The organism is Streptomyces chromofuscus (assembly GCF_015160875.1).
Classification (GTDB): Bacteria; Actinomycetota; Actinomycetes; order Streptomycetales; family Streptomycetaceae; genus Streptomyces; species Streptomyces chromofuscus.
In genome coordinates this window covers 2,222,126-2,235,506 of record NZ_CP063374.1, presented here as the reverse complement: position 1 = coordinate 2,235,506, position 13,381 = coordinate 2,222,126, and the positions used below count along the sequence as shown (strand labels likewise).

General features: G+C 72.6%; 12 protein-coding genes. 10 read left to right on the top strand and 2 right to left on the bottom strand.

Annotated features, from left to right (window positions below):
• Window positions 1-171: 171 nt before the first annotated feature.
• Genes IPT68_RS10045 through IPT68_RS10035 form a run of 3 tightly spaced genes read left to right on the top strand, consistent with a single transcriptional unit; the run spans window position 172 to window position 3,485 of the window.
• Entirely contained in the window at window positions 172-2,565 is a 2,394-nt protein-coding gene (locus IPT68_RS10045) for an ATP-binding cassette domain-containing protein (RefSeq protein WP_189696998.1), read from the top strand.
• Between the two features lie 56 nt (window positions 2,566-2,621).
• Complete coding sequence (locus IPT68_RS10040; protein WP_189696999.1) at window positions 2,622-3,050, top strand: helix-turn-helix transcriptional regulator; 429 nt, start codon at window positions 2,622-2,624, stop codon at window positions 3,048-3,050.
• A gap of 9 nt (window positions 3,051-3,059) precedes the next feature.
• Window positions 3,060-3,485: a VOC family protein gene (locus IPT68_RS10035; protein ID WP_189697000.1), complete on the top strand. Its 426-nt coding sequence runs from the start codon at window positions 3,060-3,062 to the stop codon at window positions 3,483-3,485.
• Here the strand turns inward: IPT68_RS10035 and IPT68_RS10030 are convergent.
• Complete coding sequence (locus tag IPT68_RS10030; protein WP_189697001.1) at window positions 3,454-4,812, bottom strand: glycosyltransferase 87 family protein; 1,359 nt, start codon at window positions 4,810-4,812, stop codon at window positions 3,454-3,456. The genes IPT68_RS10035 and IPT68_RS10030 overlap by 32 nt on opposite strands.
• Before the next feature lie 124 nt (window positions 4,813-4,936).
• On the opposite strand from IPT68_RS10030, the gene IPT68_RS10025 reads away from it, so the two are divergent.
• On the top strand, window positions 4,937-6,079 hold the full coding sequence (locus tag IPT68_RS10025) for a glycosyltransferase family 4 protein (RefSeq protein WP_189697002.1): 1,143 nt from the start codon (window positions 4,937-4,939) through the stop codon (window positions 6,077-6,079).
• A gap of 119 nt (window positions 6,080-6,198) precedes the next feature.
• Here the strand turns inward: IPT68_RS10025 and IPT68_RS10020 are convergent, their stop codons facing one another.
• Window positions 6,199-7,995: an AMP-dependent synthetase/ligase gene (locus tag IPT68_RS10020; RefSeq protein ID WP_189697003.1), complete on the bottom strand. Its 1,797-nt coding sequence runs from the start codon at window positions 7,993-7,995 to the stop codon at window positions 6,199-6,201.
• 337 nt (window positions 7,996-8,332) lie between these two features.
• Here IPT68_RS10020 and IPT68_RS10015 point away from each other — a divergent pair, with 337 nt between their 5' ends.
• From IPT68_RS10015 to IPT68_RS09990, 6 genes are all read left to right on the top strand, one after another.
• Window positions 8,333-9,130 carry a metallophosphoesterase family protein gene (locus IPT68_RS10015; protein ID WP_189697004.1) on the top strand — a complete coding sequence of 266 codons (798 nt, stop codon included), beginning with the start codon at window positions 8,333-8,335 and terminating at the stop codon, window positions 9,128-9,130.
• Window positions 9,131-9,253: 123 nt separating this feature from the next.
• Complete coding sequence (locus tag IPT68_RS10010) at window positions 9,254-9,694, top strand: SRPBCC family protein (protein ID WP_189697005.1); 441 nt, start codon at window positions 9,254-9,256, stop codon at window positions 9,692-9,694.
• A gap of 76 nt (window positions 9,695-9,770) precedes the next feature.
• Entirely contained in the window at window positions 9,771-10,940 is a 1,170-nt protein-coding gene (locus tag IPT68_RS10005) for an ArsA family ATPase (protein ID WP_189697006.1), read from the top strand.
• 57 nt (window positions 10,941-10,997) lie between these two features.
• Window positions 10,998-11,516 (top strand): DUF5304 domain-containing protein, encoded by a 519-nt coding sequence (locus IPT68_RS10000; RefSeq protein WP_189697007.1) that lies wholly within the window; start codon window positions 10,998-11,000, stop codon window positions 11,514-11,516.
• Window positions 11,517-11,571: 55 nt separating this feature from the next.
• Window positions 11,572-12,525 (top strand): ROK family glucokinase, encoded by a 954-nt coding sequence (locus tag IPT68_RS09995; protein ID WP_189697008.1) that lies wholly within the window; start codon window positions 11,572-11,574, stop codon window positions 12,523-12,525.
• A gap of 101 nt (window positions 12,526-12,626) precedes the next feature.
• Window positions 12,627-13,379 (top strand): endonuclease/exonuclease/phosphatase family protein, encoded by a 753-nt coding sequence (locus tag IPT68_RS09990; RefSeq protein ID WP_189697009.1) that lies wholly within the window; start codon window positions 12,627-12,629, stop codon window positions 13,377-13,379.
• Window positions 13,380-13,381 lie beyond the last annotated feature (2 nt).

Below are 13,381 nucleotides of genomic sequence, written 5' to 3'. Positions count from 1 at the left end.
GTTCCACGGGTGCCGGGAACCGGTCAGTAATCGAGAAGCCCAGGGGGCAGGGCGGCGCCTAGGGTGGCGGTCCTGGAGTCCGTCACGCGGACCGCCCGAAGCTGGTTGGATCGGACCAGGCGACGCCGGCGAGGCCGGGACGACGGCCCCGCCCCGGAGACGGATGGAGACATGAGCATGGCCACGAGAACGAACACGCAGTCGCCTGCGCCGCACGCTGCCGACAGCCACGACATGATCCGCGTGCACGGCGCGCGCGAGAACAACCTCAAGGACGTCAGCATCGAGATCCCCAAGCGCAGGCTGACGGTGTTCACCGGCGTGTCCGGCTCGGGCAAGAGTTCCCTGGTCTTCGACACCATCGCCGCGGAGTCGCAGCGGCTGATCAACGAGACCTACAGCGCCTTCGTGCAGGGGTTCATGCCGACGCTCGCGCGGCCCGAGGTCGACGTGCTCGACGGACTGACGACCGTGATCAGCGTCGACCAGCAGCGGATGGGCGCCGACCCCCGCTCCACCGTCGGCACCGCCACCGACGCCAACGCGATGCTGCGCATCCTCTTCAGCCGGCTCGGCACGCCCCACATCGGCCCGCCCAGCGCGTACTCCTTCAACACCGCCTCGGTCCGCGCGAGCGGCGCGATCACCGTCGAGCGCGGCACCAGGACCAAGGCGGAGAAGGCGACGTTCCAGCGCACCGGCGGCATGTGCGTGCGCTGCGAGGGCCGCGGCACGGTCTCCGACATCGACCTCGGCCAGCTCTACGACGACTCCAAGTCCATCGCCGAGGGCGCGTTCACCATCCCCGGCTGGAAGTCCGACAACGTCTGGACCGTGGGGCTGTACGCGCAGTCCGGCTTCCTCGACCCGAACAAGCCGATCCGCGACTTCACCGAGAAGGAGATGCGGGACTTCCTGTACCACGAGCCCACCAAGGTCAAGGTCAACGGCGTCAACCTCACCTACGAGGGCCTGATCCCCAAGATCCAGAAGTCGTTCCTGTCCAAGGACAAGGAGGCGATGCAGCCGCACATCCGGGCGTTCGTGGAGCGGGCCGTCACCTTCACCACCTGCCCCGAGTGCGACGGCACCCGGCTCAGCGAGGGAGCCCGGTCGTCGAAGATCAAGGACATCAGCATCGCCGACGCCTGCGCGATGGAGATCCGCGACCTGGCCGAATGGGTCCGCGCGCTGACGGAGCCCTCGGTGGCCCCGCTGCTCACGGCGTTGCAGCAGACCCTCGACTCGTTCGTGGAGATCGGCCTCGGCTATCTCTCGCTGGACCGGCCGGCCGGCACGCTGTCGGGCGGCGAGGCCCAGCGCGTGAAGATGATCCGCCACCTCGGCTCCTCGCTCACCGACGTCACCTACGTCTTCGACGAGCCCACCATCGGCCTGCACCCCCACGACATCCAGCGGATGAACGACCTGCTGCTGCGACTGCGGGACAAGGGCAACACGGTCCTCGTCGTGGAGCACAAGCCGGAGGCGATCGCGATCGCCGACCACGTCGTCGACCTCGGGCCCGGCGCCGGCACGGCCGGCGGCACCGTCTGCTTCGAGGGCACCGTCGAGGGACTGCGGGCCAGTGGCACCGTCACCGGCCGCCACCTCGACGACCGGGCGGCCCTCAAGGAGAGCGTGCGGACACCGAAGGGCACCCTGGAGATCCGCGGCGCGACGGCGAACAACCTCCTCGACGTCGACGTGGACATCCCGCTCGGGGTGCTGTGCGTCGTGACCGGCGTGGCCGGGTCCGGCAAGAGCTCGCTCGTCCACGGCTCGATCCCGGCCCGCGAGGGCGTGGTCTCGGTCGACCAGAGCCCGATCCGCGGCTCCCGGCGCAGCAACCCGGCGACGTACACCGGGCTGCTCGACCCGATCCGCAAGGCGTTCGCCAAGGCCAACGGCGTCAAGCCGGCGCTGTTCAGCGCCAACTCCGAGGGCGCCTGCCCCACCTGCAACGGCGCCGGCGTCATCTACACCGACCTGGCGATGATGGCCGGCGTGGCCACCCCCTGCGAGGACTGCGACGGCAAGCGGTTCCAGGCCGAGGTGCTGGAGTACCGCCTCGGCGGCCGGGACATCAGCGAGGTGCTGGCGATGTCGGTGACCGAGGCGGAGGAGTTCTTCGGCTCGGGGGAGGCGGCGACACCCGCCGCGCACAAGATCCTCGACCGGCTCGCCGACGTCGGGCTCGGCTACCTCACCCTCGGCCAGCCGCTCACCACCCTGTCCGGCGGCGAGCGGCAGCGGCTGAAGCTGGCCACGCACATGGCCGACAAGGGCGGCGTCTACGTCCTCGACGAGCCGACGACGGGCCTGCACCTCGCCGACGTCGAGCAGCTGCTCGGCCTGCTCGACCGGCTCGTGGAGTCCGGGAAGTCGGTCATCGTCATCGAGCACCACCAGGCGGTCATGGCGCACGCCGACTGGATCATCGACCTCGGCCCCGGGGCCGGCCACGACGGCGGCCGGATCGTCTTCGAGGGCACGCCGGCCGACCTCGTCGCCGCCCGCTCCACCCTCACCGGAGAGCACCTCGCGGCGTACGTCGGCGGCTGACCGCCCGTCGCGGCGGCCCGGCCCGACGGGCCGGGCCGCCGTGCGACACTCGTCGGGTGAAGCGGCAGGACCTCGACGACCTCGTGCGGCTGCGGCGGGCCCGCGACCGGATGGACCGCGACTACGCCGAGCCGCTCGACGTCCCGGCGCTGGCACGCGAGGCCCTGATGTCCCCGGGGCACTTCTCCCGCAGCTTCCGCGCGGCCTACGGCGAGACGCCCTACGGCTACCTGATGACCCGCCGCATCGAGCGCGCCAAGGCGCTGCTGCGGCGGGGCGACCTGACGGTGACCGAGGTCTGCTTCGCGGTCGGCTGTACGTCGCTGGGGTCGTTCAGCTCGCGTTTCACCCAGCTCGTCGGCGAGACCCCGAGCGCCTACCGGGCCCGCGCCCACGACGACGGCGCCGCCATCCCGCCGTGCATCGCCAAGATCCACACGCGCCCGTTCAGGAACGGGGCGGCGGGCCGGGGCGTCCGGCCGTAGCGTGACGGCATGGACATCACGCTTTCCCAGTGCTTCATCGCCGTCGACGACCCCGACGCGGCCATCGCGTTCTACCGCGATGTGCTCGGCCTCGAAGTGCGCGCCGACGTCGGTTTCGAGGGGATGCGCTGGGTGACCGTCGGGTCGCCCACGCAACCGGACGTGAACATCGTGCTGGAACCGCCCCTCGCCGACCCGAACGCCTCACCGGCCGACCAGCGGACCATGGCGGAACTGATGGCCAAGGGCCTGCTGCGCGGTGTCATCTTCGCGACGGACGACTGCGACGCCACCTTCGAGCGCATCACCGCCGCGGGCGGCGAGCCGCTCCAGGAGCCGATGGACCAGCCCTACGGCGTCCGCGACTGCGCGTTCCGTGATCCCGCCGGCAACCTGCTGCGCTTCACCCAGCCCCTCGGGAAGCCCGGGACGTGAGCCCGCGGCGGGCCCCGCTGAGGGGCCCGCCCCGCGGGTCCGCGTCGGGAAGGCCCGGAGGGTCCGCCGCGTCGGGAAGGCCCTGCGGGTCCGCGTCCGCGTGGCTCGCCCCCTCCCGTTCGCCGGCGGACCCGCGCGGCGTGCCGGGCCGCGGCCGGGCCACCGTCGTCCGCCACAGGCGACGGGCCGCGACCAGGGTGGCCAGCACCAGCAGCCCGTTGCGCACGAACAGCAGGGTGACGCCGAGCGGGTCGCTCGCGACGACGTGGGAGAACCACAGCGGGAACTCCAGCATGGTCACGCAGGACGCCGACAGGACCAGGGCGGCCGGCACCCGCATGCCGGTGCGCCGGAAGCAGAGGCAGACCGCCGCGAGCCCGACCAGCCACACCATGTACTGCGGGCTGATCACCCGGCTGGTGGTCGTGAACATCAGCACCGCCACGAAGGCGGCGTCCGCGAGCGTGTGCGGCAGGAACCGCGTCGCCGTCATCCGCCACAGCAACAGCCAGCCGAAGGCGATCCCGGTCAGCGCCAGGGCGCCGGTGCTCACCGCGTCGACGTACGGGCCCAGGAACTCCACCGAGCCGTAGTTCAGCAGCACCTGCCCGTCCCAGCCGAAGTGCCGGGCCACGTGGAAGACCAGCGCGCCCAGCGACTCCACCTCGGTGCCCCGGTCCCGCTGGAAGGTCAGGAACGCGAAGGCGCCCGGCATGGCCAGCGCGAACAGCGTCGTCAGCACCCCCGCCGTCACCGCCGCCGCGGCCCACGCCCGGCGCCGCACGGCACCGATCAGCAGCAGCGCCGGCCACACCTTCAGCAGCGCCCCGAAGCCCGCGAGCGCTCCCATGAGCCGGGGACGGCGGGTGCCCGCGATGAGCGCGGCCACCGCGACGGCCGTGACCATCACGTCGTAGCGCGCGTACACCGTCGGCCCCAGCAGCGGCACGCCCGCCACCCACACCCGGGCGCCGCGCACCGTCCGGCCGGGGCGCGTGCCCGTCCCGAGCAGCAGCGCCAGCACGGCCAGGTCGGCGACGAGGGCGAGGACGAAGAAGGCGTGCGCGTAGTCGAGGAAGGACAGCAGCGCCGGGGAGAGGATCGGCAGGGCCGCCGCGGGCGGGTACTGCCAGGTGACGTCGTCCAGCGGGAACGTCCCGGTGCGCAGCACCTCGTACCAGCCCTGGTAGATCACGAGGACGTCGCTGGTGACGTCCGGGCCGGGGAAGACGTACACCTTGAAGACGGCCAGCAGCAGCACCAGCCGGGTCGCGCCCCACAGCGCGAGAAGTCCGGCCAGGGATCGCGTTCCGTCCGTCCTGTGCACCTGCGCCCCTGTTCGTCCGCTGCCTCTCGTGGTGAGGGGGCCATGATCCCCCGGCCGCCTGCGCGGGAGCGATGCAGCGCGGCCGTGCCGAGCCGTGAGTGTACGTTCGGTAGGGTCGGCGCTGATGCGCAAGACCCTGATCGTGACGAACGACTTCCCGCCCAGACCCGGTGGCATCCAGGCGTTTCTGCACAACATGGCGCTCCGGCTGGATCCCGACCGGCTCGTCGTCTACGCCTCCACCTGGAAGCGGAGCCGCGAGGGCCTGGAGGCCACCGCCGCCTTCGACGCCGAGCAGCCCTTCACCGTCGTACGCGACCGGACGACCATGCTGCTGCCGACACCCGCCGCGACCCGGCAGGCCGTCGCGCTGCTGCGCGCCCACGAGTGCACGTCGGTGTGGTTCGGCGCGGCGGCGCCGCTCGGGCTGATGGCGCCGGCGCTGCGCCGGGCCGGCGCCGAGCGACTGGTGGCCACCACTCACGGGCACGAGGCCGGCTGGGCTCAACTGCCCGCCGCGCGGCAGCTGTTGCGCCGGATCGGCGACTCCACCGACACCCTTACCCACCTCGGCGAGTACACGCGCTCCCGGATCGCGGGGGCATTGACGCCGGACGCCGCCGCGCGGATGACGCAACTGCCGCCCGGCGTCGACGAGAAGACCTTCCACCCCGGATCCGGCGGGGACAAGGTGCGGGCCCGGCTCGGGCTCACCGACCGGCCGGTCGTGGTGTGCGTCTCCCGGCTGGTGCCGCGCAAGGGGCAGGACACGCTGATCCTCGCCATGCCGCGCATCCTGGCCAAGGAGCCGGACGCCGTGCTGCTGATCGTCGGCGGCGGGCCGTACGAGGGGGAGCTGCGCAAGCTCGCGCGGGAGACCCGGGTCGAGGACTCCGTGGTCTTCACCGGGTCCGTGCCCTGGTCGGACCTGCCCGCGCACTACGGCGCCGGGGACGTGTTCGCCATGCCGTGCCGCACCCGGCGCGGCGGGCTCGACGTCGAGGGGCTCGGCATCGTCTACCTGGAGGCGTCGGCGACCGGACTGCCGGTCGTCGCCGGGGACTCCGGGGGCGCGCCCGACGCCGTGCTCGACGGGGAGACCGGGTGGGTCGTGCGCGGCGGTTCCGCGGAGGACGCCGCCGACCGGATCGTCACGCTCCTCGGGGACGCCGAGCTGCGCCGCCGGATGGGGGAGCGGGGGCGCGCCTGGGTCGAGGAGAAGTGGCGGTGGGACCTGCTCGCGGAGCGGCTGAAGGCCCTGTTGTGAATGCACGGCACGGGCCCGTTGTCGCGGGCCCGTGCCGGGGTGGCGCTCCGGACGACCTGTGACGGTGCGTCAGGCGCCCTGCTGCTTCCCATTGATCTGACGGGGCGTCAGGTACTCGGTCACTTCTGGTAAATGGCCTCGATCTCGGTCGCGAAGTCCTTCGCCACCACGTTCCGCTTCAGCTTCAGCGACGGGGTGAGGTGGCCGGAGTCCTCGGTGAACTGCGAGTCGAGGATGCGGAACCTGCGGACCGACTCCGCCTTGGACACCGCCGCGTTGCCGTCGTCGACGGCGGACTGGATCGCGGCCAGCAGGTCGGGGTCGTCGCGCAGGGACGCGGCCGTGGAGCCGGCCGGCTTGCCGTGCTCGGCCGCCCAGCGGCCCAGGAACTCCTCGTCGAGGGTGATCAGCGCGCCCACGAACGGCCGCGCGTCGCCCACCACCATGCACTCCGCGATCAGCGCGTGCGCCCGGATGCGATCCTCGATCACGGCCGGCGCCACGTTCTTGCCGCCCGCGGTGACGATGATCTCCTTCTTGCGGCCGGTGATGCGCAGGTACCCGTCCTCGTCCAGGGTGCCGATGTCGCCGGTGTGGAACCAGCCGTCGGCGAGGGCGTCCTCGGTGGCGCCGGGGTTGTTCCAGTACTCCTTGAACAGGTGCTCGCCGTGCAGCAGCACCTCGCCGTCGTCCGCGATCCGCACCACCGAGCCCGGCAGCGGCTGGCCGACCGTGCCGATCTTCTGCCGGTCCCAGGGGTTGAAGGCGGTGGCGGCACAGGACTCGGTCAGGCCGTAGCCCTCCAGGACCGTGAAGCCGATGCCGCGGAAGAAGTGGCCGAGCCGCGCGCCGAGCGGGGCGCCGCCGCTGATGGCGTACTCGCCGCGGCCGCCGAGGACCGCGCGCAGCTTGCCGTAGACGAGCTTGTCGAAGACCTTGTGCTTGATCCGCAGGCCCATCGACGGACCCGAGGGGGTGTCCAGGGCCTTGCTGTAGGCGATGGCCGTGTCGGCGGCCCTGTCGAAGATCCTGCCCTTGCCGTCCGCCTGGGCCTTGGCGCGGGCCGAGTTGTAGACCTTCTCGAAGACGCGCGGCACGCCGAGGATCAACGTCGGCCGGAAGGCGGCCAGTTCGTCGGTGAGGTTCTTGATGTCCGGGACGCAGCCCAGCTTGATCGGCGCCATCATCGGCGCGACCTGGACCAGCCGGCCGAAGACGTGGGCGAGCGGCAGGAAGAGCAGCACGCTGCACTCGCCGGTGCGGAACAGCGGGCGCAGGCGCTCCACGACGTTGCCGCACTCCGCGAAGAAGCTGCGGTGGGTGAGCACGCAGCCCTTGGGGCGGCCGGTGGTGCCGGAGGTGTAGACGATCGTCGCCGGGTCGTCCGCCTTCGCCAGCGAGCTGCGCTCCTCGACGGCCGCGTCGCTGACGTCCCGGCCCAGGCGGCCCAGTTCGTCGACGCCGCCGCCCTCGATCTGCCAGACGTGCTTCAGCCCGGGCAGCCGGTCGCGCACCGACTCGACGGCGGCCCTGTGGCCTGCCGTCTCCACGACGCAGGCGGTGGCGCCCGAGTCGCTGAGGATCCACTGCACCTGCTCCGGCGAACTCGTCTCGTAGACCGGCACGGTGACCGCGCCCGCGCTCCAGATCGCGAAGTCCAGGAGCGTCCACTCGTAGCGGGTGCGCGACATCAGGCCGACCCGGTCGCCCGGCTGCACGCCGGAGGCGATCAGGCCCTTGGCGGCGGCCCGGACCTCGTCGAGGAAGGCGACGGCCGTCACGTCCTGCCAGGTGGCGCCTACCTTGCGGGCGATCACGGCGACGTCCGGATGCTGCGCGGCGTTTCTGCGGACGATGTCCGTCAGATTGCCGTCCGAGGGGACCTCGTACAAAGCCGGAAGGCTGAACTCGCGCAAGACTGCTGCTCCTCATAGGGCGCCGGCGCCACGACGTTGTGTGATGCGACGGTCCGGTCCAAGGCTCGGGCAGGGTGCTCAGGGCCGGCGGGAGCCGACGGATCCCACTGGTTGAAAACCTGAGCACGATTGGACTGCCCGGACGTTACCCGCCGGTATGGCGTCTACGACAGGGGGGCCCGGCGAGATGTTCGCTGCGTCACACGGATGGTGCTTCGTTGAAGTTGCTGTTGGTGCTCCTGTGCGCACAGTAGTCGACGCCTTTCCCGACTGGCGAGTAATCGCAGGTCCGGCCGCCACTGTTCACGTCAGTCGCACACGCTTACCCTTGATCGCCATGGCACCCACACCAGCCGCCAACCGCAGGACGCGCATCCATGTGGTCAGCGACGTGCACGGCAACGCCCGTGACCTCGCTCGGGCCGGGGACGGCGCGGACGCGCTCGTCTGCCTGGGGGACCTCGTCCTCTTCCTCGACTACGCCGACCACTCGCGTGGCATCTTCCCCGACCTGTTCGGCGTCGAGAACGCCGACCGCATCGTCGAACTGCGCACGGCCCGACGCTTCGAGGAGGCGCGTGAGCTGGGCACGCGGCTGTGGGCAGGGGTCGGCGAGGACCGCGCGGCGGTGATCGAGCGGGCGGTGCGCAAACAGTACGCCGAGCTGTTCGCGGCCTTCCCGACACCGACGTATGCGACCTACGGCAATGTCGACATGCCGCCCCTGTGGCGGGAGTACGCCGGGCCGGGCACGACGGTGCTGGACGGCGAGCGGGCGGAGATCGGCGGCTGGGTCTTCGGCTTCGTGGGCGGCGGCCTGCGCACGCCCATGCGCACGCCGTACGAGATCAGCGACGAGGAGTACGCGGCGAAGATCGAGGCGGTGGGCGAGGTGGACGTGCTGTGCACGCACATTCCGCCGGAGGTGCCGGAGCTGGTGTACGACACGGTGGCGCGGCGCTTCGAGCGGGGCAGCCGGGCGCTGCTCGACGCGATCCGCCGCACGCGGCCCCGTTACTCCCTCTTCGGCCACGTCCACCAGCCCCTCGTCAGCCGGATGCGGATCGGGGCGACCGAATGCGTGAACGTGGGGCACTTCGCGGGGACGGGCCGGCCGTGGGCGCTGGAGTGGTGAGGCCGGGAGCCGGTTCGCGCAGGTAGCCGTGGCGGCGGGAGGGTCGCCGCGCGGTAGCCTTCACGCGGCACACACGTGCGCACGACGACCTCTTGCCGGACCGCATCTGGAGGAGCCACGGCGATGGCGGAACACACCAGCTCGAGCATCGAGATCGAGGCGGCCCCGGCCGACGTCATGGCGGTGATCGCCGACTTCGCCCGCTACCCGGACTGGACCGGTGAGGTGAAGGAGGCCGAGGTCCTCGAGACCGACGGCCTGGGCCGCGCCGAGCAGGTGCGGCTCGTCATGGACGCCGGCGCCATCAAGGACGACCAGACGCTGGCGTACACGTGGACGGGGGAGCACGAGGTCTCCTGGACGCTGGTGAAGTCCCAGATGCTGCGGTCCCTGGACGGCTCCTACCTGCTGAAGCCGGCGGGCGCGGGTGCCACCGAGGTCACCTACCGGCTGACCGTGGACGTCAAGATCCCGATGCTCGGGATGATCAAGCGCAAGGCGGAGAAGGTGATCATCGACCGCGCGCTGGCGGGCCTGAAGAAGCGTGTGGAGTCGGGCCGGTAGGCAGCCAGGAGGTTTCCCCACCACGCCGTCGGCCGCGCACGGCCGTGCCGACCACCCCCGGGTACGGTTCACCCTCATGCGCACCATCCTGATCACCGGGCCCGGCGGCAGCGGCCGTACCACCGTCGCCGCGGCCACCGCGCTCGCCGCCGCCCGCGAGGGCGTCCGTACGCTCGTCCTCGGCACCGACCGGAACGACAGCCTCGGGGCCGCGCTGGGGACCGCGACCGGCCCGGACCCCGTGGAAGCCGCGCCCGGCCTCAGCGCGTGGCGTCCCGACCCCGCCGCCGGTTTCCGGGACGACCTCGCCCGGCTGCAGGAGCGTGCGTCCACCGTTCTGGACCTGCTCGGCGCGGGCCCGCTCGACTCCGAGGAACTCACCCCGCTGCCCGGCGCCGAGGAGATCGCGGTCCTGCGCGCCCTGCGCGACGCCGCCCTGGCCGAGGCGCACGACCTGCTCGTCGTCGACCTGCCGCCCACCCCGCACGCCCTCGCCCTCCTCGCCCTGCCCGAGGAACTCCGGCGCTACCTGCGCCGTCTGCTCCCGCCCGAGCGGCAGGCCGCCCGCGCCCTGCGCCCGGTACTCGGCCGGCTCGCCGGAGTGCCCATGCCCGCGGACTGGCTGTACGAGACCGCCGGCCGCTGGGACCTCGAACTCGCCGCCCTGGAAGCCGTTTTGGCCGACCGGGCCACGACCGTACGGCTCGTCGCCGAGCCCTCCCCGGCCGGCGCCGACGCCGTCCACACCGCCACCCTCGGCCTCGCCCTGCGCGGGCTGCGCCCCGACGCGCTGATCGCCAACCGGGTGCTCCCGGAGGACGCGGGCGACGGCTGGCTCGCCGGGCCGCTCGCCCAGCAGCGCAAGGCCGTCGACGAGTGGCGGGCCGCGTACGACGTGCGCCGCGTCCGCCACCTCGGGCACGACCCGCGCGGCGCCGACGACCTCGCCGCGCTCGCCGTACCCGTGGTGGGGACGGCCCCGGCTCCCGTCGAGTGGCCCGTCGAGGACCGGCTCGCCGAGGACGGCGTGCTCGTCTGGCACATCCCGCTCCCCGGCGCCGTGCGCGACGACCTCGACCTCGTCCGGCGCGGCGACGAGATCGTCATCACGGCCGCGCAGTACCGCCGCGTCGTCCCGCTGCCGTCCGCCCTGCGCCGCTGCACCGTCGCCGGGGCGGGCCTGCGCGAGGGTGAGCTGCGCATCCGGTTCGCGCCGGACCCCGAGCTGTGGCCGAGGACGCCGTGAAACCCCTGCCCCCGTTCGGGTAACGTCGTAGGGACGACACGTAGTCAGGAGCCCGCCATGAGCGAAGAGCGCCCCTTCACCGACGCCGCTCAGGAGCAGCCGGACGGCGAGCCGCGGCCCACGGGTGACGCCGACGCGTGGGCGACCGCGTGCGCCGAGGACCTGGAGGCGGAGAAGGCCCGTCGCCGGGACCGGCAGGGGCCGCCGCCCGGTTCGGCCGCCGAGGAACTGCGCCGGCTCGTCGACACCGTCGCGGACAAGCTGTCCGGTCTGCCGTCGCCGCTGCTGGGCGCGGTCGCGGGGCCGGCCGCCCAGCAGATGGTGCAGCAGGTCGTGCAGCAGGCCAAGGCCGCCGTGGAACCCGTGATCGAGCGCAACCCCGACGTCTTCGACCACCTCGCCGCCGCCGGCCACGAACTCCTCGCCGCCTACCGCTCCGCCGTCCAGGCCCAGGAACGTCGCTGGACGGCCGGGCCGGACGCGGACGACGCCTCGGACGAACTGAAGAAGCTCGACGAGTCCCGCCACGACCCCGGCGAGGGCACCGGGCCGGGCCAGCGCATCGACTTGGACTGACCCTCTGCTCGGGTACGGTTGGCCGTAGCGGGGCTCGACCGAAACTGAGGGATTCATGGGACTCACCATCGGCGTCGACATCGGCGGCACGAAGATCGCGGCCGGCGTGGTCGACGAGGAAGGCAACATCCTCTCGACCCACAAGGTGCCGACCCCGGGCACGCCCGAGGGCATCGTGGACGCCATCGCCTCCGCGGTGGAGGGTGCGCGGGCGGGGCACGACATCGTCGGCGTGGGCATCGGTGCCGCCGGATACGTCAACCGGCAACGCTCCACGGTCTACTTCGCGCCCAACATCGACTGGCGCAACGAGCCGCTCAAGGAGAAGGTCGAGGCGCGCACCGGTCTGCCCGTCGTCGTGGAGAACGACGCCAACGCCGCAGCGTGGGGCGAGTACAAGTTCGGCGCGGGCAAGGGTCACCGCAACGTCATCTGCATCACGCTCGGCACCGGCCTCGGCGGCGGCATCATCATCGGCAACAAGCTGCGCCGCGGACACTTCGGCGTGGCCGCCGAGTTCGGTCACATCCGGATGGTGCCGGACGGGCTGCTGTGCGGCTGCGGTTCGCAGGGCTGCTGGGAGCAGTACGCCTCCGGCCGCGCCCTCGTGCGGTACGCCAAGCAGCGCGCCAACGCCACCCCCGAGAACGCCGAGCTGCTGCTCGGCCTCGGTGACGGCACCCCCGACGGCATCGAGGGCAAGCACATCTCCATGGCCGCCCGCCAGGGCGACCCGGTCGCCGTCGACTCCTACCGCGAACTCGCGCGCTGGGCCGGTGCGGGCCTGGCCGACCTCGCCTCCCTCTTCGACCCCTCCGCGTTCATCGTCGGCGGCGGACTGTCCGACGAGGGCGAGTTGGTCCTGGACCCGATCCGCAAGTCGTACAAGCGCTGGCTCGTCGGCGGCAACTGGCGTCCGGTCGCCGACGTGATCGCCGCGCAGCTCGGCAACAAGGCGGGGCTCGTGGGCGCCGCCGACCTGGCCCGGGAGCCCGACCCGATCATGTGACGTTCGCCGTGGGTTCCGCGCGATCCGGGCTGCGACATCGTCGTGGCCGGTCGCGCGGTTCCCCGCGCCCCCGGGCCGGTGCGGTCCCGTATCTTGACCGCATGGCGACCTCGTTGCTGCCCGACTCCCGTACCGAGGCCGACGGTTCCGCCGTCGTCCGCGTGCTCAGTTACAACATCCGGTCGATGCGCGACGACACCGCCGCGCTCGCCCGCGTGATCAGCGCCTGCGCCCCCGACCTGGTCCTGGTCCAGGAGGCCCCCCGCTTCTTCCGCTGGCGCAAGAAGCTGGCCCGGCTCGCGGCCGCCTCCGGGCAGATGCTCCTCTCGGGCGGCGCCACGGCCGCGGGGCCCGCGCTGCTGTGCTCGCTGCGGGCCACCGTCGAGCGGACCGAGGACGTGCTGCTGCCGCTCACGCCGGGACTGCACCGGCGTGGCTTCGCGACCGCGGTGGCCCGCTTCGGTGGCGCTCGCCTCGGGGTGCTGAGCTGCCATCTCTCGCTCCAGAAGGACGAGCGCCACGAGCAGGCCGGCATGCTCCTCGACCGGGTCGCCGGCCTCGGCACGGAGCACGTGATCGCGGGCGGCGACCTCAACGAGCGGCCCGGCGGACCCACCTTCCAGCGCCTGGCCGACGGACTCCAGGACTGCTGGGCGACCGCTCCCTGGGGCGGCGAGTACACCTCGACCCCGCACGACCCGCACCAGCGGATCGACGCGATCTTCGCGACCAAGGGGATCGAGGTCCTCGGCTGCGGAGTGCCGCTCGGTCACCCGGGTGTGACGGAGGAGGACCTGAGGGCGGCCACGGACCACCTGCCGGTCCTGGCCGCCCTCAGGGTCCCGTCCGCGTGAGC